Here is a 23,738-nt window from a genome sequence, read left to right on the forward strand (position 1 = left end):
GCGACCGTCTCTCACATCCCACCCCATGGCGCCGATGTGCTTAGCTGGCTCCTATGGAAGGGACTACTTCAGCTCACCAGAGCGTCCAGTGGGACGGCGCCGTCAACGCTTGGCGAATCGCGGGGGACATTTACCGTATGGGTCGCCACGAATGGGTCACCGAGTCCGGTTGGCAGCAAATGTACGACGACGGCGTCCGCACCGTGATCGATCTCCGCGCCTCGCGCGAGCGGCGGCAACGCGACACCGACCCCCAGGTGCCTGACGAGGCGAAGGCGCGTATCGCCGTCGTGCATTGCCCGACGGAAGATCCGGACCATCAGGATTTCAGCGAACTTTTCGGCCCGTACCTCAAAGATCCCGCCCAGTATGGCGATTACCTCGAACTGTTCGCGGACAGAATCGCTGCAGTCTTCAAGGCTATTGCCGCCTCGCCCGGCAAAGTGGTGGTTCATTGCTCCGCGGGCAGGGACCGCAGCGGCATGATCGCGGTGATGTTGCAACGATTGGCCGGCGCCGACGATGAGGAGATCATGCACGGATACGTACTTGCAGCGCGGGGGATCAATGAGCGGCATCGTACGCACGGGGCGCCGCACGCCCACGATCCCTACCTGTCCCACGAAGACCTGGAGGCGATGCTGACCGATCGTCGGAACAGTCTGCGGGCCTTTCTTGCCACGTTGGACGTCATCGGGTTCCTGAAGGCCAACGGCGTCTCGGACAGGGAGCTGGACGCCGTCCGGGCCAAGCTGGGTGTACCTCCGCTGCTAAAATGGAGAGTTGACTAATTCCGAAACGGACGGACCAGAAATGACTTCCGGCGCCCGCGTCACTATCGTGACGCGAACCAAGAACCGACCCATCTTCCTGGCTCGGGCTTTGGACGACATCTTCGCCCAGACGTTCCAGGACTTTGAGCTGGTGATTGTTAACGACGGCGGCGACCCGGGCGACGTCGACCATCTCACCGCCCAGCGTTCGGAAGCCGAACGGTCCCGCATTACCACTCTTCACCACACAGAGTCAGCTGGCATGGAAGGGGCATCGAACGCTGGACTCAAGGCCGGTTCCGGCGAATTCGTGGTGATTCATGACGACGACGACTTCTGGGCTCCCGAGTTCCTGGCCCGCACAGTGGCCTACCTCGACGATCCTGCGCACGCTGCCGAAAGCGGCGTGATGGTGCGGACGGAAATCGTCATTGAAGAGCTTGCTGACGGTAAGATCGAGCCCATTCGCCGTGAGATCTTCTGGGCTGACATGCGGCAGATAACGCTGGCAGACATGCTCAAGATCAACCGTGCGGTCCCCATTTCTTTCCTGTACCGGCGAAACCTTCACGATCATGTGGGCTACTACAACGAGAACCTGCCGGTGGTGGGGGACTGGGAATTCCACCTCCGCGTCCTGAGCCACTCGCGCATCGGATTTCTCGACGGCGAACCGCTCGCCTTCTGGTCGCAGCGGCCCCAATCCGATGGTCATCACAGCAACAGCATCTTCGCGAAGGTTGCCGAACACGCCCAATACGATGCCTTGGTCCGTGACGACTACCTCCGCGACCAGGCCGCGCAGGGCGGACTTGGAGCCATGTTGTACCTGACTCGGGTGCTGTCAGAGCAGGAGGAACTCATCGTTACCCAGCAGCGCCGCTTGGATGAGTCCGCAGCCAAACTCGATCACATTCTGGAACGCCTCGAAGCGCTGAACCAGACCGTGGTGGTGCGGACCAGTGTGGGTGAGTTCCTGAAGAAGCCCATGCTGTTGGTGAGGAAGATGCTCCGCCGGAGCTAAACGGTCATGCAAGCGTTCTTCGCTCGATGTGTCATGTGAGCCTCGACTATCGACTGTGCTGTGCCTGAGGCCCTATGATCTCGGAAGGGCTGCTGATTAAGCGGCCCTTTCGTTCGCATAAATATGGGGGACCCATGAGGGGTTATTCTCGCGGCCGTTTTCGGCTCGCACTCACACTCTTAGTAGCACTCATTTTGGGTACACTCCCCGTCGGGCTCGCATCCCCAGCTTCAGCCGCGCCCGCGGGGAGCATTTCCGGAACTGTCGCGGTGCCCGCCGGTGTGGATGTTACCGCGGTCTACATCTATGCCGAAGGCGGTCCGACCTCTGCGAGCGCTCGGCCGAATGCCAGCGGTCAGTTTACTGTCTCAGGACTAGCAGCGGGCGAGTATCGGCTGCGCTTCGTGAATTTTGCCTACGATCATCTGGTCATCCATTCCTACTACGGTAGTTTCAAATTTGCTGACGCAACAAAGATCGCGGTGGCACAGGGTGCGGCGGTCACGGGAATCAATCACACGATGACCCCAGGTGGCAGAATCAAGGGAAGAGTGGTCATGCCGGCAGGTACCAACGCCGGAAATGTCTTCGTACATGCCAAGGTTCACAATGACTATCAAGCAGACAGCGATTGGTCATATCCCTCCGATGCCGAGGGTAACTTCGAGCTTGGTCCTTTGGCCCCTGGTGAATATGTTGTCTCATTTACGCAAGCTTTTGGCTCCGAACCTTTTATTGAGACGCACTATCCGGGAGTCCCCAACGGAGACTTGGCCACAAGGGTCAAGGTTGTTGATGGGCAGACAACTACCGGCATAAATCAGGTCTTGAGGAAGTCCGCATTGATTTCAGGGACCCTATCGAGCCCCGTACCGTTCGGCGGCACCGTTTTCGCAAAGCCGATCGGTGACCTCGGAAAGATGGCAGGATACGCCGCCGTTAAAGGTGGGTCTTACACCATCGGAGGACTTGAGGCGGGAACCTACAAACTTGAATTCCGTCCCGATGAGGCCACTTTTGCGTCCATGTGGCACGGCGGTGTTGCCGGACCGGCTGCATCACCATCCGTAACTGTTGGGAATGCGCAGCATCTCAGTGGACTATCGGACACAGCAGTAAAAGGGGCAACGATCAGGGGCTTTACGGCAGGTGACGTCAACTATCAAAGTGTGGACGTGGTCAACCTTGACGGCTCGCTCGCAGAATACGTCAACACGGTCAGGTTGCTCAAACCGGAGGAATACGCGGTCAGCGGGCTGTTTCCGGGGACTTACAAGGTCCAATTTAATCGCTACACCCATGACACTTACCGGACCGCTCAGGAAGGGCAGTATTACAATGCTGTGCCCGAAAGTGCCGGTCTGGGAAGTGCCGCCGCAATTACTGTTGCTCCGGGTCAAACCGTCTCGAATATTAACCAAGTGAGACGCGTCGGAGGAACCCTGACGGGCAAACTTATGGGTGCCAACGGCGCGCCTTTGAAGGATGCATCAGTTCGGGTTTACAGCAAGGATGGTCTTCTGGTCGCCCGTCGCGGGACAACGGCAGCTGATGGGGCATTCAAAGTGACCGGGCTCAGTACAGGGCTCTATTTCGTGTCGGCTACACCTGCCGGTGAGTCGGGCCCCATCTACTCCGGCAATGTTCTCACGGAGGTCAGTGCCCGGTCCGTTTCCGCGTTCGCAGGGCAAAACACCGACGTCGGAACATTGAGCTACGCCGCCGCTTCGCAGGGCGTCCAGGGCTTTGATGATGTCCCGATCGGCGCACAGTTTGAGAATGAAATGCAGTGGTTGGCTGACAAACAGATATCCACGGGGTGGGAGTCCAACGGGACGAGGATTTATAAGCCGCTAACTCCTGTCAACCGTGATGCCATGGCTGCGTTTATGTACCGGTTGTCGGGCAAACCCGACTTCACGGCACCCAACGTTTCCCCTTTCAAAGACCTGCCGGTGACGGCGCAGTTCTACAAAGAGATCACGTGGCTTGCCGACAACGGGATTTCTACCGGCTGGGAAGAGGCTGACAAGACCAGGACCTACCGGCCGTTGCAGCCCGTGAATCGTGACGCCATGGCGGCGTTCATGTACCGCTTGGCTGGTGAGCCCGAGTTCATTGCGCCGGTGACGTCGCCTTTCAACGATGTCCCCGTCGGCGCCCAGTTCTACAAGGAGATCACCTGGCTCGCAGCTCAGGGCATTTCCACGGGTTGGGCCGAAGGGGGTGGCAAGGCGTTCAAGCCTTTGCTCCCGGTGAACCGTGATGCCATGGCAGCGTTCATGTTCCGCTACAACACCAAGTTCGGATCCTCGTAGCCATACTGCGTGTGCCAGCAATGCGAAGGGTCGGTCTCCCGCTATGGAGGCCGGCCCTTCGCCGTATCCGGGGCGAGCATAAGAAATTCCTGCTGTACTCCACCGGGCATTCATGTACCCTGTATATATTACCGAACGGCCGGTCAGTAATGTTGGCTCCAGTCAGCAATGACCGTGCCGATTTCACGTGCCTTGGAAGGACCCGTCGACGATGACCACTACCGCAGTCGCCCCGGAAACCACAGCCGTTGCAACCGTTCCCAGCTACGTCCAGGATGCCTGGTGGACGCCGGCACCCGATGCCAAGAGAGTCCCGGTCCGTGATGCCAGCACCGGAGAGGTCCTGGCCAACGTCAGCACCGACGGACTGGACCTTGCCGCCGTCGTCAATCACGGCCGCACCACCGGCCAAACGGAACTTGGCAAGCTGACGTTCCACCAGCGCGCGCTCAAGCTCAAAGAGCTGGCCATGTACCTCAACGGCCGTCGCGAAGAGCTCTATGAATCCTCTTCGCAGAGCGGTGCCACCAAGATCGACAACATGATCGACATTGACGGCGGCATCGGCGTGCTCTTCACGTTCGGCTCCAAGGGACGGCGCGAACTGCCCAACTCGCAGGTTGTGGTGGACGGTCCCATGGAGACGCTGTCCAAGGACGGATCGTTCGTCGCCGAACACATCTACACCCGGATTCCCGGCGTTGCCGTCCAAATCAACGCGTTCAACTTCCCGGTCTGGGGCATGCTGGAGAAGTTCGCTCCCGCGTTCCTGGCCGGTGTCCCCACCATCGTGAAGCCGGCAACGCCCACGGGCTACGTTGCCGCCGCAGCGGTCAAGGCAATCGTCGAGTCCGGCATCCTGCCCGCAGGTTCGCTCCAGTTGATTTCCGGTTCCGCCCGCACCATCCTGGACGAGCTCGACTACCGTGACCTCGTCTCCTTCACGGGCTCGGCATCCACTGCCAACTCGCTGAAGGGCCACAAGAATGTGGTCCAGGGCGGCGTCCGTTTCACGTCCGAAACCGACTCCCTGAACGCCGCAATCCTCGGACCAGACGCCGTTCCGGGCACCCCCGAGTTCGACGCTTTCATCAAGGCAGTTGTCACTGAGATGACCGTCAAGGCGGGCCAGAAGTGCACGGCCATCCGACGCGTCATCGTCCCGCAGGAGCTGACGTCCGACGTCGCAGCCGCCATCGGCGCGCGCATCAACGAGCGCGTCGTGGTTGGCGATCCCCGCGCCGAGGGCGTCACCATGGGCGCCTTGGCGTCGCTGGAACAGCTCGCGGATGTCCGCGCCGCCGTTCAATCAATGCTCGACGCCGGCGGTGAGCTGGCGTACGGATCTCTCGATTCGCCGTCGGTCACCTCCGTGGGCGGCACCGTAGGCGTGGTGGAAGACGGCGCATTCATGTCGCCGGTGCTCCTGAGCTGGGCAGACGCCGAAGCCGAAGAGGTGCACTCGTTGGAGGCCTTCGGGCCGGTTTCCTCAGTGATCGGGTACTCGGATCTTTCCGACGCCATTCGCTTGGCAGCCCGTGGTTCCGGCTCATTGGTGGCATCGGTCTGCACCAACGATCCCGCTGTTGCTCGGGAGCTGGTGCTCGGCATCGCTGCCCACCACGGACGCGTCCACATGCTCAACCGTGAAGACGCCCGGTCATCCACGGGCCACGGATCCCCGGTCCCGCACTTGGTCCACGGCGGCCCCGGGCGTGCCGGCGGCGGTGAGGAGCTTGGCGGTATCCGCTCTGTCATGCACCACATGCAGCGCACAGCCATTCAGGGATCACCGAACATGCTGACCGCAGTTACCGGTCTTTGGCACACCGGCGCTGACCGGAACTTCACCGTGGAGACCGAAGGCGAGCACCCCTTCCGGAAGCACCTGTCCACGTTGCGGATCGGTGATGCCGTGCGTTCGGAACTCCGTGAGGTCACTCTCGAAGACATCACTGCCTTCGCCAACTCCACTGGTGACACGTTTTACGCGCACACCAACGAGGAAGCCGCAGAAGCCAACCCGTTCTTCCCCGGCATCGTGGCCCACGGCTACCTGCTGCTGAGCTGGGCTGCCGGACTCTTCGTTGAGCCCGCTCCGGGTCCCGTGCTGGCCAACTATGGCCTGGAGAACCTTCGCTTCATCACCCCTGTTGCCGCCGGCGACTCCATTCGGGTCACGCTGACAGCCAAGAAGATCACGCCTCGTGAGACCGACGAATACGGAGAGGTAGCCTGGGACGCCGTCCTGACCAACCAGAACGACGAAATCGTGGCCACCTACGATGTCCTGACCCTCGTGGAGAAGTAACCCTCTCGCACATCCCTCGGGTTTGAGCGGGTCCCTCTCTCACATCCCTCGGGTTTGGGCGGGTCCCTCCTGCAACAAACAGCAAAACGCCTTTCCACTCAGATGTGGAAAGGCGCTTTGTCGTTCAGGACGAGGGCGGCCGATACGAATTTCACGACGACGGCGGCACAGGGCTTCGTCACGCCCGCCACCGTGGGATGTGAGAGAGGGATGGTCGAGAGGGGGTGGGATGTGAGAGAGCGTTAGGCGGCCGTGTGGAGGCCGTCGAAGGCCATGGTGATCACGTCGTCGGCGAGCTTCTCCGGGGACAGCGAGCCGCCGGGCTTGTACCACTCCACGATCGAGTTGATGGTGCCGAACAGCAGGCGTGTGACGGTGCGCGGATCAATGTCCTGGCGCAGGGAGCCGTCTTCCCGGGCAGCGGCAATCAGCTCGGCCACTTTGTGGTCGAAGGCGCGGCGGCGTTCCAGGGCGTTGCGCTCGATCTCCGTGTTGCCCCTCAAACGCAGGAGCAGGGTCACGAACGGCAACCGGTCCACCAGCACGGCAATGGTCTGGCGAAGCACGAACTCCAGCCGCGCATCAGCAGGCCCGGATGTAGCGGACGGCTCCTCCAGGATGGCTTCCAGGCCACCCAACGCGTGGTCCAGGGCGAGCTTCAGCAGATCGCCCTTGGACGGCACGTGGTGGTAAATGGCTGACTTTGAGATCCCGAGGTTCTCAGCCAGGATGCCCATGGACGTTGCGTCGTACCCGTGGCGGTTGAAGACGTCGACGGCGATGCGGAGCACCGACTGCTGGTCATAACCGGGCCGTCCGCGCTTGGTGGTGGTCTCAGTAGGCATGCTGGCATTTTCTCACGATCTCAGTGGCGGAAGGTGCTCAGCCCTTGGGTCGCATGTCGTAGATCCGGCGAAGCTTGCCGTTGGACCGTTCCAGGGAACCGGGCTCTACAACGTCTACTACGCAAGATGACCCAACGTGAATCTTGATCTGTTCGCGCAAGGTGTGTGCCGCCGTCGTGCCTGCCTCGGACGGGACGTTCTCGCGGCGCTCGATCTTGACGGTCAGCGAATCCATGCGCTTGCCTTCGGGGCGGGTGATTTCCAGCTGGAAGTGCGGGCTGAGCTCCGGGATGCGGAGCGCGATTTCCTCGATCTGTGACGGGAACAGGTTCACGCCGCGAAGGATGATCATGTCGTCGCTGCGGCCGGTGATGCGGCCCATGCGGCGGTGCGCGGGACGTGCGGTTCCGGGGAGCAGGCGGGTGAGGTCCTTGGTGCGGTAGCGGATGATCGGCAGCGCTTCCTTGGTGAGGGAAGTGAAGACGAGCTCGCCGGGTTCGCCGTCGGCCAGGACTGTGGAGTGGTCGAACGGATCGATGATTTCCGGGCGGAAGTGATCCTCCCAGATGTGGCAGCCGTCCTGCGTCTCAACAGCTTCGCCGGCCACGCCAGGGCCCATGACTTCGGAGAGACCGTAGATGTCCGAGGCCTTGATGTTCATGGTGGTTTCCAGCTCGTGGCGCATCTCTTCAGTCCACGGTTCGGCGCCCAGAACGGCGTACTTGAGCGACGTTGACGTGAGGTCGATGCCTTGGTGCAGCATGGCATCGGCGATGGTCAGCAGGTATGTGGGTGTGGCCAGGATGGCGTCCGGCTTGAAGTCCTGGATGAGCTGGATCTGGCGTTCGGTCTGGCCTCCGGAGATGGGAATGACGGTGCAGCCGAGCGCTTCAGCGCCTGCGTGCGCGCCGAGGCCGCCGGTGAACAGGCCGTAGCCGTAGGCGTTGTGGACCTTCATGCCGGGGCGGACACCGGAGGCGCGGAAGGAACGGGCCACCAGGGTTGCCCAGTTGGCGAGGTCGTTCTTGGTGTAGCCAACAACGGTGGGCCGGCCGGTGGTTCCGGAGCTGGCGTGGATGCGTGCCACTTGGTCCTGCGGGACGGCGAACATGCCAAAGGGGTACTCCAGGCGGAGGTCTTCCTTGGTGGTGTACGGGAATTTTCCAAGGTCGCTGAGCTCGCGGAGGTCCGAGGGGTGCACGCCGGCCTCATCGAACTTCCGTTTGTACAGCGGCACGCGATCGTAGGCGTACGCCACCGTGTGCTGGAGGCGCGTGAGCTGCAGGGCCTCGAGTTCGTCGCGGGAGATGGTCTCTTCACGGTCCAGCACGGCGTCGGCCTCCTTGGAGGAGGAAGCTGCGGGTGCGGCCACGGTGTTCTGCGTCATGGGATTCCTACTTCTTGGAGATGGTGCGGCTGCGGCCACGGAACTCAGCAATGAGTTCTCCGGGCTCGGTGTCGGGGGCGGCGTCGGCGTTGGTCGCGTAGATCTGGATGTCGTAGAGGCCGCTTCGGCCGGTGCTCGCACGGCGGTTGGCGACGGCGGTGATCACCTGGCCTTGGAACGCGGGCTTGATGAAGTTGATGTCGACGCCGGACGCCACCGTGATGTTGGCGGCTTGCTTGGGCGTGGGGTTGGCCGGGTTGCAGGCCAGGGCGAAGGCTGTGTCACCGAAGGCGAAGATCATTCCGCCGTGGGCCATGCCGAATCCGTTGAGCATTTCCTGACGGAGGTGCATGCGGATGGTGGCGTGGCCGTCGTCGAGTTTGAGGACCTCAATGCCCATCCATTCAGACGCGTAGTCGTTCGTCAGGATGTGGTGCTGTGCACCGGAGAGGGTTGTTTCAACCATGCGTCATTGCCTCCAGCTTTATTTACCGAATGTTCATTAGGTAATCCCAGATCGCGCCACGTGTCAAGGCTGGACCACGAATCGCCTGCACCTAGTAGCCTCGGAAGCATGCCCGAAATTGAGCTTCCCATCACCACCGATCGACTCATCCTGCGGCGCTTCGAGGCCGAGGACCTTGAGCGGTTCCATGGATACCAGTCCCTTCCCCAAACTGCGCGGTTCCTCCTACGTAACGAGCTGAGCAAAACCAAGTCCATGGAAGTCCTTGGCCGCTACGCGAACTTCGAGTTCCAGCAGGAAGGGGACTGGGTGTGCCTTGCCATCGAGCGCCAGGACCATCCGGGTCTGATGGGCGAGGTTGTGCTGAAGTGGCTTGAAGGAACCGGGCAAGCTGAGCTGGGCTGGATCCTCCACCCTGATGCCCAGGGCCACGGAATCGCCACTGAGGCAGCGGAGGCCGTGCTGAGGCTGGCTTTTGAGAAACTGTCATTCCACCGCGTGGATGCCAAGCTGGATGCCCTCAATGAAGGATCTGCCGGCGTCGCCAAACGCCTGGGTATGCGGCTTGAAGCAACTCTGGTGGACAACTGGCACTACAAGGGCAAGTGGGCCACGGAGAACATCTACGCGATCCTGGACTCCGAATGGCGCACCCGGCACCACCCTTGGACGCGGACCATCAGCTGACGGGCCAGGTCTTGTGGTGCTTCAGTTGTTCGGTCAACTGCGCCTCAGGCAGCGGACGGCTGAAATAGTATCCCTGGCCGCTGGTGCAACCGATGCTCAGCAGATACTCCGCTTGCTCAGCGCTTTCGATGCCTTCCCACACTGCCGCCAGTCCGCAGGCGCGGATCAATTGCAGGACAGCAGCCAGGAGAGCCGGTTGCGCGGGGTCGCTGCCCAAGGCCGAAAGGAGCGTCCGGTCCACTTTGACCGTGTCCACGGGCAGTTGGCGCAAGTAACTGATGGAGGAGTAGCCCGTGCCGAAGTCGTCGATTTCCAACCCCACTCCGAGGCGCCGGAGGCTGTTGAGCGTGTAACGGTCCAGGTCGTTGCCTTGAATAACAGCACTTTCGGTCAGCTCCAGGACCAGCAGCGACGGGTCCAGTCCGGCTGAAGAGAGGGCCTCGCGTACGTCCTCAATGAACTCCAGCCGCTGCAGGTCCGCCGCTGAAACATTGATGCGCATGCTGAAGTCGTGGGCCGAGGTCAGGGGGTCGCTGCGCCATTGTTTCAACTGCTCGACGGCGGTGCGGAGCACCCAGCCGCCCAGATCGGAAATCATGCCCGTTTCCTCGGCAATGGGGATGAACTCGTCGGGCATGATGATCCCACGGGTGGGGTGGTTCCACCGGACCAAGGCTTCCACGCCCTCAATCCCGCGGGTGTCCAGCCTGATGATCGGCTGGTAATAGAGCACCAACTGAGAACCGGCGATCGCCTCTTTGAGTTCGCCCACCATCTGATTCCGCATTTGCCGGGCAAGCAGCATGTCAGGTTCGAACACCTTGAGCTTGCCGCGTCCGTTGGCCTTGGACTCGTACATGGCAATGTCCGCTTCCATCATGAGTTCCTCCGCACGATGGCCAGGATCGGCCATTCGAAGACCCATGCTGACCCCGCAGCGAAGGTGTTGGCCCTCAATCTCCATCACATCCGCCACAGCGGTGAGGATACGGCTGCCGATGGCGCTGGCCTCCGAAGGCGTCACGCCGGGAAGCAGGACAGCGAACTCGTCGCCGCCCATGCGCGCCACCATGTCCTGTTCGCGAACCGCGCCGCTGATACGCGTGGCTACTGTTTCCAGGACCTTGTCACCGATGGTGTGCCCCAGGGAATCGTTGATGGCTTTGAACCCGTCCATGTCCAGCAACAGGATTGCGGGCCGTTGGTTGCCCAGCACGCCATGAGCCTGGGCCTCGCTCAGGGCGTTGGCGAAAGCGGAGCGGTTGCTCAAGCCTGTCAGGGGATCGGTCATTGCCATCCGCTGCATTGCCAGATGGGCTTCATTGAGCTGCCGTGTGCGGGCCTGCACCCTTTGCTCGAGTTCTTCGTAGACGATCTGCAGGTCTTCGGCCAAGAGGTTGGTCCCCATGATCACGGCGTCAATTTCGTCCCGGGCATCGGATACTTCAATCCTGGTGTGCAGGTCACCCGCGGCCAACCTCACAATGCCCTCAAGAAGTAGCCCCAAGCGGGGGTCGTTCGCGGAGTACGATTCTGCGTCAGGCATGCTCACTCCCCGTGTGGCCCGCCCCGGCGACTGACACTTTGCCGAAGGTGTTCGCGGACGGCTGCGCTGCGCTCCGGCAAGGCGGCCTGTTCGAAGAGTATGGCTGCTTCTTCGAATGCCGTGAGGCTTTCTTCAAGTCGTTGTGATTCCAGCAAAGTCCGCCCAAAAAGAAAATGCGCTTCGGCGGATGTTTGCGTAGCCAAAATAGAGGAGCGGGCACACAGCGGTTCCAGGATGGCCAAAGCTTCATGCATATCACCGGCCAGGTAATTCCAATGAGCGCGGACCAAGGACATTTCCAGGTGGTCCCGCTCGGATCCACCCACAATGTCGGTAGCCAGTTCTGCCCGCTCAATGCAGCGAAGTGTGGCCGCGTCACCGAGTTTTGCCTGCAGGCGCATTTCGGCTGAAGCGCGGTTGAAACGTGCCCACAAATCAACATCTTTGGACGGTGAAAGCCTTTCGGCGGCCAGATCGTGGTACCGGCCCCCATCCGCTACCCGGTCCGCCAGAAAAGCAACGTTACCGATCACCCAATAACCCTTGCCCGCTGTGTCTTCATCAACGTCGTCGGTAATCAAGGTCTCCAGGACAAGACATTCCCGCCATGCATCATCCAGCAGCCGGCTCTCCGCCAAGGCCGCGATCAGGGCGCGCTGGGCCAGGACCTGGACGTAGAGGAGATCGGGGTCCGCGGCAGCGAGTTTTGCCGCGTCTGCTGCCACGGTTGCAGCTTCGGCAAGCCGGCCTAGGCCTTGCAACCCAATGGCCACCATCGTTCCAGCCTTGGCCCCGAGCTCGGGGGAGGTAGCGGTAAGACTGTGCTCATTCAGTGTGATGGCCAGTGCCAGATATTCTTCGATGCTTCCTTGATCGCGCAGGCACTCCGCCTGCAAGTAGCGCATGTTCCACCAAGCGGTTTCGTCGCCGGCGTCGCGGGCCAGTTCGGCAGCCTCTGCAGCCAGACTGAAGGCCTCGTCAAAGTCCCGCACCTTCCATTTGGCGCGTGCATTGAGTCCGGCAACAAGGTGGGGGGCCAGGTGTGGACTTTGCATATGCCCATTATCCATGTCATTGCGGAAGAAAAGCTCGTATAGTTTGCCCCGTGACTTTATTCAAGTCACGGTCAACAAATTCGCATCAGTACGAAAGGGCATAGCGGATGAAAAAATTTGCGGCAACCCTGCTCATGGCGGCGGTTCTGGCAGTCACCGGTTTCGCTGCCCCGGCCAATGCCGAGCCTACGCAGGACAGCACGGCAATTGGCTGGTGGCCGAACAGCACCACCACAGGTAAGACGAACACCACCAGCATCGGTTGGTGGCCGAACTAAACATTGGGGGAGCGCCTCTCAAGGCCTCATTAGCTGAATTGATGCCCCGGGCTGCTGCCCGGGGCATCAGTTTTGTTTCGCCGGATGTCGACTATTAGTGACGGGAGCCCAAATTTTTTGGGCCCCGCGTTGACTCGGATGTCACAGCCGCTGGCTCGCAATTCACAACTACGGCCCGCCCACCGGCAACTCCACCGACACCGTGGTCCCGGACCCAAGGATGGAGTCGAAGGCCATACGTCCCATGTGACGGCTGATGATGTCATTGGCGATTGCCAGCCCCAGTCCGCTCCCCGGCACTGCCGCTGAGGTGGCGTTGGAAGCGCGGTAGAACCTGGTCAGGATGTGGGGGAGGTCGTGCTCAGGGATGCCAAGGCCGTTGTCCGCTATCCGGACGAGGGCTGCGGGGCCGCCATCCTCGAACGCGGACATGGCGCTGGTGATGCCAACGCGGCCGCCCTCGGGGGTGAACTTGATGGCGTTGGCCACGATGTTCGTGAACACCTGTTCCAGCTTGGCTTCGTCTGCCGTGACCTCAATGTCCTCGGCGGCCTCCGTGAAGGACACGGAAACGTGGCGGGATTCGGCCAGGGGACGGAGCGTTGCCACCACCACTTGGAGGAGTTTGTCTATATCAACCGGTTTGAGGTCCAAGTTGCTGCCGTCCTGCATGGAGACGGTGAGCATGTCCTCAATGAGCCTGCGCAGGCGGTTTGAGTTCCGGGCAATGACTTCCAGCATTTTCCTGATGCCGTCGGGAACCGGGCCGCCGGAACCGTCCTGGATCATGTCCAAGTAGGCGGTGATGGACGTCAGGGGCGTCCGCAGTTCATGGTTTACGGTGGCCAGGAAGTCAGTCTTGGCCTTATCGAGCTGCCTTAGCTGGTGCAGGACGCGCTGTTGGGCGCTGATGAGGTGGCCTTGGATGAGCCCGTGGGCTACGTTTCCGGCGACGTGCTGCATCAAGGCGATTTCCGGGCGGGTCCAGTCGTGCCGCTCCTTCACCGTGGACAAGAGGATGATTCCCATGGCGGAGGCGCCTTCGCCCACGGGGAGCAGCACAGTGGAGACCGGCTTGAGCTCTCCGGACCATCCCCTCAGTGCCTTTGCGATTTCCGAGTCGGGGAATTCGCGGTGGTCCTCCACAGCCAGGACATCGGCGTCGGACCATAGCTTGTTGGCCGTCTGGGTGATGATGTCCCCGCTCTCGCCTAACTTGGCGGGCAGGAGCGGCAGACCGGGCCGGTTCCATTGTGCCCGGATACTGGGTACCCGTTCATCACGGAAAGTGGCGAACCAGACGTGGTCCACGTCCAAGGCCTCACCAAATCCTCGAACCACGTGCTCTGCGATGAGTTGCGGATCGTTGGTCTGCCGGATTGCCGAAGAGACGTTGCGGAGGCTTTCCCGCAGCGCTTCGACTTCGCCCCGGGAACGTGAGCGTTCCCGTGCCCGGCCAATCAGGGTCTCCACCCGGTGGACCAGTTCCCCTGGACGCGGGGGGTTGATGACGTAGTCCGCTACGCGCCAGGACTCCACTTCTTCAAGGTCCACGGACTCCTGCTCATCAAGAAGGAGCAGCACGGGAGCTCCAAGGATGCCCAGTCCATGAGCGAGAGCGTTCTCCGCCACCACCACCGAGGGGTGTTGCTGTTGAAGGTGGTGGGCCATGGACGCAGAATCCTTGGCAGAAAAAACCTGGAAACCCGCGGCGTGTAGCGCGGATGTAGTGGCCGCCATGCGGTCATGGTTGGAGTCCGCTACGACTGCCGAACGCGAGGCATGCTGTTCCCCGGCAACGGTCTCGCCCACTGAGCCCCTTCCGTTCCACCACTGGTGCGCATTATTTCAGGATTTGGCAACACACTATCAGCGGCATCGCGGCCAGCGGCCGCCCAACCGGAAATGAGCTTTTGAGTCGCGGGTCACACCTTTACTTTGGCTCCGGGATTAGACAGCCTTGAGGGAATGAGCGAGGGGCGATCCATTCCGGGTTTCCCTGCAGCTGCCTTGAATGTGCGAGGAGAATTGTGGACTACCCAGCTACACCGCAAGACCACCAGGAAGTGATGTTCGAATTGGAGCTCGAACAGCCAGGGATACTGCGCCTGACATGGCCGCGTGGCGCCCGGATCCAGGAACGGGACGCGCAGAGGGCCATGGACAAGGTCAACGAACTCTGCGGAACGGACAGGCACCCCATGATTGTTGACATGGCAACAACGGACGATGTCACCAGGGGTGCCCGATCAGTTTTTGCCAAACCCTGCCAGGCGTCCCGGATCGCTCTCTGGGGTTCATCCCCGGTGGACAGGGTTATTGCCAATTTCTTCCTGGGCATCATGAAGCCGCCATGCCCTACCAAGTTCTTCACGTCCGAAACAGAAGCGTTGGAGTGGCTGGTGGAGGCATAGCGCCCCATATATTTGGAGCATGATCTCCGCTCTCCGAAAGTACCTGCTGATACCCCGGCTCATCAGGCTTTCCTCGGCCGCCCCCAAGGATCCGCTCACGGCCTGGGACCAGTATTGGGGCAGAATCCGTTCCACCGGTGCCGCCGGCGATGTCCTGTGGGACTCGGGAAGCGCTCATGAATTGAACAGCTATCTTCCCCACCTGCAGCTGTTGGATCCTACGATCCCCATAGTGGATGTTGGGTGCGGGAACGGCAGTTTCACCCGGCTACTGGCCCAGCATTTCCCGCACGCATTGGGGCTCGACTACTCCGCCAACGCAGTGGACCGCGCACGGCAGGAAGCAGCAGGAATCACGACGGCGTCGTTCGCCGTGTGCGACATGACGGCACCTGACGCTGCGCAGACGGTGGGAAAGGCCCTTGAAGCTGCGGGCTGGACGGGAAACGCAAACGTGTTCATCCGAGGTGTTCTGCACGTACTGGACCGCAATGGCCAGGCCGCTTTGGCCGCAAACCTGCTGCCCGTCGTCGGGGCCCGCGGTGGCGTTTTCCTGGCCGAGACCAACTTCCCGGGCACCCCCGTGGACTATGTCAGCCACCTCGGGGCCACACGGAAATTCATTCCGGCTCCGCTTGAGGGAGCCATCCGGGGACTGCCTATGCCTGGCCGCTTCGGTGCTACGCAACGGGCAAAGGCCTTCCCGACGGCGGATTGGAACCTCGTGCGGGACGGTTCAGCGAGCATCGAGACACGCCCGTTGAGCAACCCAACGTCTCCGGATCTCATCCCTGGCTACTACGCACTGCTCAGGGCACGCCAACGCTGAGGTTAGTGCAGCTGATGCCCCTGGACAGGCTTCATGAGGGCATCAGCTGTACTAAAACTCTTATTTGAGTCCGGCCCCGGGGAGCAGCTCCGGGGCACCGAGGGAATCGGCGATGAATGCGTAATCCCAAGCCCGCTCGCGCCACTGAACGTACCGGCCCGATGCGCCGCCGTGGCCACCATCCATTTCGATCTTCATGACGATCGGCTCGGAACCGGTGGATGCGGAGCGCAGTGCCTGCACCCACTTGGCCGGTTCAACGTACAGCACCCTGGTGTCGTTGAAGGACGTCACGGCAGCGATCTTGGGGTAGGCCGCAGCCTTCACATTCTCGTACGGAGTGTAGGACTTCATGTACGCGTAGGCCTCGGGGTCCGTGATGGGGTTGCCCCATTCCTCCCACTCCAGGGCTGACAGCGGAAGCTCAGGGTCCAGGATGGTGGTCAGAGCATCCACGAACGGTACCTGCGCCACCACGGCAGCGTACTTCTCCGGCGCCATGTTGGCCACCGCACCCATGAGCAGTCCGCCGGCGGATCCACCCATTGCAGCAATACGCGAAGGATCAACCCAGCCGGAGCCTGCCAGCCAGTCCGTGGCCGCAATGAAGTCGGTGAACGTGTTCTTCTTGGTGAACTTCTTGCCATCCTCATACCATGTGCGTCCCAGTTCACCGCCCCCGCGGATGTGGGCAATAACCATGACGATTCCGCGGTCCAGAAGGGACAAGCGGGCCACGCCGAAGCCGGGATCCATGCTCATTTCGTACGAGCCATAGCCGTATACCAACCCTGCGGCTGTGCCATCCTGCTTGACCGACGCGTGACGAAGCACTGACAGCGGGACCTGGGTGCCGTCGTCGGCCGTTGCCCATTGGCGGGTGGCGACGTAATCCGCTGCCGAGTAGCCACCCAACACAGGGCTTTCCTTGCGGAGCAGCAACTCGCCACGGGGCTGTTCGGCTGTCGGCAGGACGAAGTCGTAGACGCGGGACGGCGTGAAGTACGAGGTATAACCCATGCGGATCACCGGGGCTTCGTAATCAGAGCCGGCAACACCTGCAGTGTAGAGCTCTTCATCGAAGGCAGGCTCCACGGGCGTCCCCTGAGCCGCCGTGCCCAAGCCTGCCAGCGGGATCACCTGCACGCGCTCAATGGTGTCCTTGCGGACGGACAACACCAGGTGGGTGGACGTCACTCCCGCGCCGTTGACACGAACGGCGTCGGAGTGCTCGACGACGGTGCGCCAGTCCTGCTCAGCCAGCGGCTTGGTGAGGTTGGCAGGGTCCACCAGGCTCACCATCGAGTTGATGGCGTCTTTGTTGTGGGTGAGGAGCAGTGTTTCCTTGCCGTCCAGCAGGAAGGGCTCAGCCTCGTAGAGAACCTTGTGGTCGCGGGAGATGACGGTGGTGAGTCCGGCGTCGTAGTCCTCGAAGCGGAGCAGCCGCGTTTCGCTGAACTCGGAGCAGCCGACGCTCAGCACCAAGTGCCGGCGGTCGGAGGAGAGGTCGAAGCCGAGCCACATGGCGACGTCGTCCTCCTGATAGATGACTTCATCCTCGGCCACAGGCGTACCCAGCCGGTGTGCCTTCACCTGGTAGGGCCGCCACGAATCATCCACAACCGTGTAGAAAAGGCGGGTTCCGTCCGGGGAGAAAGCAACCCCGTAGAAGATGTCCTCGATGATGTCCGGAAGGAGCTCGCCAGTGCGTAGATCCTTGATCCGCAAGGTGAAGCGTTCGTCTCCGGAGTTGTCCACCGCGTAGGCGTACAGGTTGCCGTCGACGGTCACGGCGGCACCGCCGACGCTGAAGAACGGCTGGCCTTCTGCCTCGATATTGCCGTCCAGGAGTACCTCCTCACCGGGAAGCGCGACGCCTGCGTCAACTGCCGGGGGAGTCCAGTCCGCCACAGGATCGCCGGTGTTGTCGGCCAGCACACGGCACTGGATGCTGTACTCCTTGCCCTCCACCGAACGGCTGTAGTACCACCAGCCATCCTTGCGGCTGGGTACGGAGAGATCCGTTTCCTGGGTCCGGCCTTTGATCTCCTGGAACATGGCCTCCCGCAGTGGCTCCTGGTGCGCCGTGACCGCTTCCTGGTAGGCGTTCTCTGCTTTGAGGTGGTCAACAACCTCGGCTGATTCCTTGTCCCTGAGCCACTCATAGTTGTCCACGAAGACATCGCCGTGATGTTCGCGGCGGGTGGGAATCTGCTGGGCGACAGGAGGCTGGAGTGTAGTTTCCTTGGCAGCGGCAGGGACGGAAGAAGTGTGGCTCATGTGGCCCACTCTATAGACGGGCTCTGACACAGAACCAGCAATTTCGCTCAGAGCGGCCGGGGTGCGGGCGAATTGTGAGAGTGGCCCATGACTTGGAGCACAACACGCCGGACCAGCGTCATGACTTGCCTGGTGGCAACACTCCATAGTGCGAGCACGATTTACGCCCCCGTTCCCGGATATTGGAGATTCAAATGGTTCCGCTTCACGCGCATAGTGTTCAGATCGGCAGGAGGGAAAGTTTTCAGGCAAAGCGGCATCCAGACTCTTTGCGTCGCTCCTACGTAGATCTCGAAGTCATTATCCCGGCTTACAACGAGGCCTCAAGGATCTCCGGCACCCTGACTCAAACCGTGGATTTCCTGGCAGTTCAGCCATGGTCTTCGCGCGTTGTGGTGGTTGATAACGGCAGTGTGGACGACACCGCTTCGGTTGTCCGCCGGATCTCCCGGGAGAAGGGAGACTCTGTGCCTATCTCGCTGGTGGGCTGCTCCCGTCGCGGTAAGGGGGCGGCTGTCCGGCGCGGCCTCCTGAGCGGGACGTCCAAGTACACGGGTTTCTTTGACGCCGACCTCGCCACTCCTTTGGAAACGCTCACATTGGCCATGTCTTACCTTGCCGGCGGCGCGGCGGCGGTGATCGCCTCCCGCTACGCCCCGGGTTCCACCCTTGTTGTGCCGCAACACCTTGGGCGCCGAATGGGTGGCACGGCTTTCCGGGCACTGACCAAGTCAAAGGTCAAAGGCATCCAGGACACCCAGTGCGGGTTCAAGTTTTTTGAACGTGACGCGCTCACGGCTGCCATGGTGCAGTGCCGCAGTACCGGATTTGCCTTCGATGTTGAACTGCTCCTCAGGCTTCAGGACAACGACGCCGGCATTGTGGAACTGCCCGTGGCATGGACCGATGGGGCAGAGTCCACGTTCCGCCCCTTCCAGGACGGAGTTGCCAGCTTTGCCTCGGTGATCCAACTTCAGAAAGCAGCATCATGACGGACTCCCCAACTGACATGAGTTCACCCACCATGCTCGCTGGAAAGCACGTGTTGGTTCTGAATTGGCGCGACGTCATGCACTCCCAGGCCGGCGGTGCCGAGCAGTACATGCATGAAATCTCACGCCGATGGGTGAACAGCGGAGTTCGTGTCACGTGGTTCACGGGGCGCGATGCCGGTCAGGCGGCCGAGGAGATCATTGACGGCATTCGCGTTCTGCGCGGCGGCGGAGCGCTCTCCCTTTATGGACAGGCAGCACTGAGGCTCCTGCGCACCAACGGACGGTTCGATGCTGTGGTGGATTGCCAAAACGGAATCCCGTTCTTCTCTCCGTTGTTCCTGCGCAGAGACATCCCGATCGTCCAGCTGGTCCACCACGTTCACCAGGATCAGTTCCGCACCCGGTTTTCTCCGCCCATGGCCGCCGTGGGCCGCTTTCTCGAAAGCACCGGCGCCAAGACGGTCTATGGGCAGCGAGCAATGGTGGCAGTATCCCCTTCCACGCGCATGGAATTGCGGAAGCTCGGATTCTCGGCCCCCATCCATGTGGTGCCGAACGGTACCATCGGTATCCCGCCGGCTGTTTCCACGCGGGCCGCTGAGCCCACCATCGCCGTCGTGAGCCGCTTGGTGCCCCACAAACGGTTGGACCTCCTGCTGGGCCAGTTTGCTGTTGCGGCGCGGAAGCTTCCGCACCTGCGCATGGACATCGTCGGTGACGGGCCGGAGCGGGCACGGCTGCAGCAACTGGCAATGGACCTCGGCCTGGTCCACGCCGTCACCTTCCACGGATACCAACCCAACGACGTCCGTGATGCTTTGCTGAGCCGCTCCTGGATGACGGCTTCCACGTCCGCTTCCGAAGGTTGGGGTTGCTCGGTGATTGAAGCAGCAGCCTGGGGAGTGCCCTGTTTGGCTTTGAGGGTTCCGGGTATCAGGGATTCCGTGGTGGATGGCCGTACCGGATGGCTGGTGGACAATCCCAAGGATTTTGGCGCCGCCATAGTTGATGCAATGACCGAGTTGGCTGCGCCGGAGGCCGCCATCATCGTCTCCGGTGAGTGCCGTGAATGGGCCCGTTGCTTTACATGGGATCGCAGCACCAAGCTGCTCACCGGGGTGCTGTTGGAGGAAATCATGATGCAGCGGGACGGCGGAGACCCCCTGGCCCGCCACTCGGATCTTTCCACTCTGGTTCAGTTCGAATTACCGGTTCAGCTTGAGGAATTCGGCGATGCCCATTTCGCCGCAGCACTGAGGCCGACGGATGAGTATGCAGTGGCTGACGGCAACGTATCCATCATCATGAAAGGCCGCGATGAATTCGAGGCCTCCGCTGCGATGAAACGGCTCGGGGTGGTTTCCGCGGAGATCCACTCCGCGGGACACGGTACCCTGCTTGCCGGGCCAGGGAGTGTCTTCGCCCCGGCCGATGCCCTCGATGGTCGGCAACGGTAACTGATCAGTGGTTGTATCCGATCAGACAATGACCCCGATAGTGAGCTTGAGACCCAGGGCGGAAGGTAGGAAGGGGACTCCGCATCAGGACGTCAACATAGCCCAAAACAGTGGCTTCCTTGCTGTGTCAGCCGGCCTCGTGGGAGTGGTGAGCTATGCGTGTTCCCTGCTCATGGCCAACATGCTGGGCACAGCGGACTACACACAATTTGCGGCCGCCGCCATGATCCTTGGGGTGGTGGGAATCGTTGCCAACGCGCTGGTGCCGCTGCCTCTGTCACATGTGGTGGCCGTACACCGGCAGGGGTCCCGGGAGCGGCAGGACGGCGTGGCCTTCTCGGTGTTCGTGTCCTGCCTGGCCGGACTGGCCGCCGCCACCATCACAGGCAGCGTGACGCTAGCCATTGCTACGCCGGAGCTGGCTGCTGCGGTGGCTCTCGCCGCTTTTGCCATTTTCGTGGTGAACGCGCCCGCCGGTTGGCTTCAGGGGGAGCTGCGCTTCACGTGGTACGCCGTGTCCACCATGGGCGAGGTGGTCCTGCGGTTGCTCTTCAGCCTGCTGGTCATTGTGATGGCATGGGGCGCAGGGGGAGCGGTCCTCGGCTTTGTGGTGGGTTGCCTGGCACCGTTGGTGGTGCCGTGGGGCTTCTATCAGGATCTCCGCTGGCGTCCCCGGGTGTTGCTTCAGAAGTGGCGATGGGCTGAAACCAGTGATATCGCGTCGGTCCTGTGTGTGGTGTCCGTGCTGGTGGGTGTGGATGTGGTGGTGGTCGGCTTCCTGGATAACGGCTCTGTTGACGCGGCCGGATTCCAAGCGCTCGCCACCATCGCCAAGGGCCCTGTCTATGTGGCCGCGGGCACGGCATTGGTAGCATTCCCGCTTTTGCGCGCCTCCGGCGTGAAGCCTGGCGAGGTGCTTGGTGCTTCCTTTGCCTCCTTCGGGCAGCTTGCGGTGGTGGCCTTCGCCATCATCGCTACTGCTCCGCCCATGATGTCCGGGCTGATTGTTCCGCTGAAGTACCACGGCTCGCTCCACCTCCTGCCATGGCTGGCGGCTTCCGGCCTCGGCTACGCCGTCCTGATGGTGCTTTCCACCATCCTCCTTGCCATGCGCGCTTATCGCCGCTGCCAAATAGGTCTGGCGTGCGCCTGTGCCCTGGTGATTGGCGGGCTGTGGATTGGTTGGCAGTTGAACGCTGTCACGGGCATGGCCGTTGGCTCGGCTGTTGGCGCGGTGATGGCTGGCGTGGTCCTCACCATCTTGGCGCGTCCTGTCCTGGTTGCGGCCCGCCCCGGACGTGGTGCCGCCACGTTCCTGGTCCTGGCCGGCGTCCTGATCGTGATCCTGGCATTCGTCGGGCAGGTGCAGCCCCTGGTCTGGTTTGCTGTCGCCGCCATCAGTGGCATCACCGTTCTTGCCTACCAGCGCGGCATTTTGCCGCACAGGAATGACTTAAGGATTTCCCGACGGCCTCAGGTTGGCAGGCGCAGCAAGGCTTCAGGCCGCCGGGCCAAGCCTCAACCGCTGTCCCCTGGCCCTGTGCGCGGGTGGAGGCTCCGGGGGCGTTCCAGCAACCTGACAGCATTCATCGCTGTGGTTGTTGTGGCGTTCGGCGTCCGTGCCCTGGGCCTCGAGCGCGGCTTCGAGCTGTGGGTGGACGAGATGTTGTACGTCCGGCTCGGTGAGTCCGTGGCCGCCGGAGAGTTCCCTACTTTGCCGGACGGGCCTTTCTTCCTCCACCCGCCCGGGTACTTCCTCCTTGAAGCCGGGGTGGTGAAGATTTTTGGGATTACCGGCCAGATCATTGAGGTGACGCTTCAGTTACGTTGGCTCAATGCGGTGATGGGTGCTGTAACAGTGGGTCTTGGCTTCCTGCTGGTCCGGAAACTGGCAACTCCTACCGCCGCCTGGCTCACGGCGGTGCTGCTGGCGTTCGAGCCGTTTATTTTGCGGAACAACAGCCATGCATTCCTTGAAACCACGGCCATGGTGCCGGGACTGGCTGGGCTGCTGCTCCTGGTCTCACCCCGGGGTTCGCAGCACAAACCGTTTTCCTTCCTCAGGCTCGCAACGGCTGGGCTCTTGCTGGGGTATTCCATCCTTTGCAAGGACTTCTTTTTGATCTGCACGGTGGCGCCGGTGGTTGCGGCAATGGTGTGGAAGAAGTCGTTCCCTTGGCGGAAGGGTCTGATGGTCACGGGCTTTGGCTTTCTGCCTTACGTGGCCTATTTGGTGGTGGTGGCCGCACACGGGCACTTTCCAAGCTGGGTGTGGGCCAAGAGCAATGGTCTGGTGCGCATGTCCGGCGTGGAGAAGACCACCGGGTTCACTTCCGAGGGCTCGCCGAGCATCGTGTCCAGGCTCATCGAACAGAGCGGGCATTTTGGGACCAGCTATTTCTTGTTGGGTCTTTGCCCGGTGGTGGGTTTGCTCTTGTGCTTCAGCCACCACCCCGGCCGCCGTCTCATGGGGTTGGCCGGCGCGGCTCTCGGTGCAGCGGGCGTATACAGCGCAGTGTTCGGCACTTTTGAGGAACAGTACGGTTACGGCGTCATGGTGGCCGGAGCCATTTGTTCAGTGCTGGTGGTGGTGGAAATCCGGGAGAGGTACCCCAAAACCCGTCGAACCCTGGCCGTTATCAGTGTCTGCTACGTCGTGCTGACCGTGATCTTGGGGCTTCGCACGGCACTAACCCCGGATAACGGCTTCGTCCGGGCAAATGATTGGATCCAGGCCAACCTTCCTGCCGACGCCAGGATCAGTGTTACCAACAGCACCGGTCACTTTGCGTATATGCATGATTCCCGGTTCGGGATATGGCCCTCCGCACCATTGATGAAACAGAACGGCGTGAGTTACATCCTCACCCAGTCCAAGCCCACCAGCCAGGGTTACGGCTATGCAAACCCCACCATGCTGGCCTGGCTGAAGGAGCATGCGACTCCCATGGTCACAACGGCTGGCCCCACCAATGGGGAAACCACTATCTGGTTGGTGGATCCCGCAGCCCTTGATGCAGCAGCTGCGGATGGCATCGGCGAGCCTTCGAAAGAATTCGGGACGGAAAAATAG

Annotated in this window: 18 protein-coding genes; 11 read left to right on the forward strand and 7 right to left on the reverse strand. The window is 61.6% G+C overall.

What is annotated here, in order from left to right; translation table 11 throughout:
* Nucleotides 1-53: 53 nt before the first annotated feature.
* From EU811_RS08960 to paaZ, 4 genes are all read left to right on the forward strand, one after another.
* The gene (locus EU811_RS08960; protein ID WP_142938132.1) at nucleotides 54-791 is read left to right on the forward strand and encodes a tyrosine-protein phosphatase; all 738 of its coding nucleotides are present in this window, start codon (nucleotides 54-56) and stop codon (nucleotides 789-791) included.
* Nucleotides 784-1,797 carry a glycosyltransferase family 2 protein gene (locus EU811_RS08965; RefSeq protein WP_238703353.1) on the forward strand — a complete coding sequence of 338 codons (1,014 nt, stop codon included), beginning with the start codon at nucleotides 784-786 and terminating at the stop codon, nucleotides 1,795-1,797. The genes EU811_RS08960 and EU811_RS08965 overlap by 8 nt, the downstream gene beginning before the upstream one ends.
* Nucleotides 1,798-1,931: 134 nt before the next feature.
* A complete protein-coding gene (locus tag EU811_RS08970) occupies nucleotides 1,932-4,115 on the forward strand; it encodes an MSCRAMM family protein (RefSeq protein WP_142938133.1) in 2,184 nt (727 codons plus the stop codon).
* Between the two features lie 211 nt (nucleotides 4,116-4,326).
* Complete coding sequence (gene paaZ / locus EU811_RS08975) at nucleotides 4,327-6,426, forward strand: phenylacetic acid degradation bifunctional protein PaaZ (RefSeq protein ID WP_142938134.1); 2,100 nt, start codon at nucleotides 4,327-4,329, stop codon at nucleotides 6,424-6,426.
* A gap of 242 nt (nucleotides 6,427-6,668) precedes the next feature.
* Here paaZ and EU811_RS08980 read toward each other — a convergent pair whose 3' ends face one another.
* The 3 genes from EU811_RS08980 to EU811_RS08990 are packed head-to-tail and all read right to left on the reverse strand — an operon-like array spanning nucleotide 6,669 to nucleotide 9,124.
* Nucleotides 6,669-7,271 (reverse strand): TetR/AcrR family transcriptional regulator, encoded by a 603-nt coding sequence (locus EU811_RS08980; protein WP_062071921.1) that lies wholly within the window; start codon nucleotides 7,269-7,271, stop codon nucleotides 6,669-6,671.
* 37 nt (nucleotides 7,272-7,308) lie between these two features.
* Nucleotides 7,309-8,658: a phenylacetate--CoA ligase PaaK gene (gene paaK / locus EU811_RS08985; RefSeq protein WP_142938135.1), complete on the reverse strand. Its 1,350-nt coding sequence runs from the start codon at nucleotides 8,656-8,658 to the stop codon at nucleotides 7,309-7,311.
* 7 nt (nucleotides 8,659-8,665) lie between these two features.
* Nucleotides 8,666-9,124 (reverse strand): hotdog fold thioesterase, encoded by a 459-nt coding sequence (locus tag EU811_RS08990; RefSeq protein ID WP_142938136.1) that lies wholly within the window; start codon nucleotides 9,122-9,124, stop codon nucleotides 8,666-8,668.
* 108 nt (nucleotides 9,125-9,232) lie between these two features.
* On the opposite strand from EU811_RS08990, the gene EU811_RS08995 reads away from it, so the two are divergent.
* Nucleotides 9,233-9,811, forward strand: coding sequence for a GNAT family N-acetyltransferase (locus EU811_RS08995; RefSeq protein ID WP_142938137.1), 579 nt, complete (start codon nucleotides 9,233-9,235; stop codon nucleotides 9,809-9,811).
* On the opposite strand, the gene EU811_RS09000 is transcribed toward EU811_RS08995, so the two are convergent.
* The gene (locus EU811_RS09000; protein WP_142938138.1) at nucleotides 9,804-11,357 is read right to left on the reverse strand and encodes a putative bifunctional diguanylate cyclase/phosphodiesterase; all 1,554 of its coding nucleotides are present in this window, start codon (nucleotides 11,355-11,357) and stop codon (nucleotides 9,804-9,806) included. The genes EU811_RS08995 and EU811_RS09000 overlap by 8 nt on opposite strands.
* A 2-nt stretch (nucleotides 11,358-11,359) precedes the next feature.
* Nucleotides 11,360-12,412 carry a hypothetical protein gene (locus EU811_RS09005; RefSeq protein ID WP_142938139.1) on the reverse strand — a complete coding sequence of 351 codons (1,053 nt, stop codon included), beginning with the start codon at nucleotides 12,410-12,412 and terminating at the stop codon, nucleotides 11,360-11,362.
* 107 nt (nucleotides 12,413-12,519) lie between these two features.
* Between EU811_RS09005 and EU811_RS23690 the strand changes: the two genes are divergently transcribed.
* Nucleotides 12,520-12,690, forward strand: coding sequence for a hypothetical protein (locus EU811_RS23690; protein WP_017199100.1), 171 nt, complete (start codon nucleotides 12,520-12,522; stop codon nucleotides 12,688-12,690).
* A gap of 168 nt (nucleotides 12,691-12,858) precedes the next feature.
* Here the strand turns inward: EU811_RS23690 and EU811_RS09010 are convergent, their stop codons facing one another.
* Nucleotides 12,859-14,502 carry an ATP-binding protein gene (locus tag EU811_RS09010; RefSeq protein WP_142938140.1) on the reverse strand — a complete coding sequence of 548 codons (1,644 nt, stop codon included), beginning with the start codon at nucleotides 14,500-14,502 and terminating at the stop codon, nucleotides 12,859-12,861.
* 218 nt (nucleotides 14,503-14,720) lie between these two features.
* Here EU811_RS09010 and EU811_RS09015 point away from each other — a divergent pair, with 218 nt between their 5' ends.
* Both EU811_RS09015 and EU811_RS09020 read left to right on the forward strand, forming a co-directional pair.
* Complete coding sequence (locus EU811_RS09015) at nucleotides 14,721-15,104, forward strand: DUF7793 family protein (protein ID WP_142938141.1); 384 nt, start codon at nucleotides 14,721-14,723, stop codon at nucleotides 15,102-15,104.
* 19 nt (nucleotides 15,105-15,123) lie between these two features.
* Entirely contained in the window at nucleotides 15,124-15,933 is an 810-nt protein-coding gene (locus EU811_RS09020) for a class I SAM-dependent methyltransferase (protein ID WP_142938142.1), read from the forward strand.
* A 60-nt stretch (nucleotides 15,934-15,993) separates the two neighbouring features.
* Here EU811_RS09020 and EU811_RS09025 read toward each other — a convergent pair whose 3' ends face one another.
* Nucleotides 15,994-18,213 carry a S9 family peptidase gene (locus EU811_RS09025; protein ID WP_142938143.1) on the reverse strand — a complete coding sequence of 740 codons (2,220 nt, stop codon included), beginning with the start codon at nucleotides 18,211-18,213 and terminating at the stop codon, nucleotides 15,994-15,996.
* A 194-nt stretch (nucleotides 18,214-18,407) separates the two neighbouring features.
* Here EU811_RS09025 and EU811_RS09030 point away from each other — a divergent pair, with 194 nt between their 5' ends.
* The 3 genes from EU811_RS09030 to EU811_RS09040 all read left to right on the forward strand — a co-directional run bounded on the left by EU811_RS09030 (nucleotide 18,408) and on the right by EU811_RS09040 (nucleotide 23,738).
* Complete coding sequence (locus EU811_RS09030) at nucleotides 18,408-19,205, forward strand: glycosyltransferase (RefSeq protein ID WP_142938144.1); 798 nt, start codon at nucleotides 18,408-18,410, stop codon at nucleotides 19,203-19,205.
* Nucleotides 19,202-20,665, forward strand: a complete 1,464-nt coding sequence (locus EU811_RS09035; protein WP_142938145.1) for a glycosyltransferase family 4 protein — start codon at nucleotides 19,202-19,204, stop codon at nucleotides 20,663-20,665. Before EU811_RS09030 ends, EU811_RS09035 begins: the two co-directional genes overlap by 4 nt.
* Before the next feature lie 124 nt (nucleotides 20,666-20,789).
* Nucleotides 20,790-23,738 (forward strand): glycosyltransferase family 39 protein, encoded by a 2,949-nt coding sequence (locus EU811_RS09040; protein ID WP_142938146.1) that lies wholly within the window; start codon nucleotides 20,790-20,792, stop codon nucleotides 23,736-23,738.

Origin of the sequence: Arthrobacter sp. TS-15 (assembly GCF_006964045.1) — a bacterium.
In the GTDB taxonomy this organism is placed as follows: Bacteria; Actinomycetota; Actinomycetes; order Actinomycetales; family Micrococcaceae; genus Arthrobacter.

Excerpts from the sequence above, each read along its gene's own strand:
- EU811_RS09000 (WP_142938138.1), bottom strand. The coding sequence starts at position 11,357 with ATGCCTGACGCAGAATCGTACTCCGCGAACGACCCCCGCTTGGGGCTA.
- EU811_RS08970 (WP_142938133.1), top strand. The coding sequence starts at position 1,932 with ATGAGGGGTTATTCTCGCGGCCGTTTTCGGCTCGCACTCACACTCTTA.
- EU811_RS09020 (WP_142938142.1), top strand. The coding sequence starts at position 15,124 with ATGATCTCCGCTCTCCGAAAGTACCTGCTGATACCCCGGCTCATCAGG.
- EU811_RS09035 (WP_142938145.1), top strand. The coding sequence starts at position 19,202 with ATGACGGACTCCCCAACTGACATGAGTTCACCCACCATGCTCGCTGGA.
- EU811_RS23690 (WP_017199100.1), top strand. The coding sequence starts at position 12,520 with ATGAAAAAATTTGCGGCAACCCTGCTCATGGCGGCGGTTCTGGCAGTC.
- EU811_RS08960 (WP_142938132.1), top strand. The coding sequence starts at position 54 with ATGGAAGGGACTACTTCAGCTCACCAGAGCGTCCAGTGGGACGGCGCC.
- EU811_RS08990 (WP_142938136.1), bottom strand. The coding sequence starts at position 9,124 with ATGGTTGAAACAACCCTCTCCGGTGCACAGCACCACATCCTGACGAAC.
- EU811_RS08980 (WP_062071921.1), bottom strand. The coding sequence starts at position 7,271 with ATGCCTACTGAGACCACCACCAAGCGCGGACGGCCCGGTTATGACCAG.
- EU811_RS09025 (WP_142938143.1), bottom strand. The coding sequence starts at position 18,213 with ATGAGCCACACTTCTTCCGTCCCTGCCGCTGCCAAGGAAACTACACTC.
- paaK (WP_142938135.1), bottom strand. The coding sequence starts at position 8,658 with ATGACGCAGAACACCGTGGCCGCACCCGCAGCTTCCTCCTCCAAGGAG.
- EU811_RS09005 (WP_142938139.1), bottom strand. The coding sequence starts at position 12,412 with ATGCAAAGTCCACACCTGGCCCCCCACCTTGTTGCCGGACTCAATGCA.
- paaZ (WP_142938134.1), top strand. The coding sequence starts at position 4,327 with ATGACCACTACCGCAGTCGCCCCGGAAACCACAGCCGTTGCAACCGTT.
- EU811_RS09030 (WP_142938144.1), top strand. The coding sequence starts at position 18,408 with ATGGTTCCGCTTCACGCGCATAGTGTTCAGATCGGCAGGAGGGAAAGT.
- EU811_RS08995 (WP_142938137.1), top strand. The coding sequence starts at position 9,233 with ATGCCCGAAATTGAGCTTCCCATCACCACCGATCGACTCATCCTGCGG.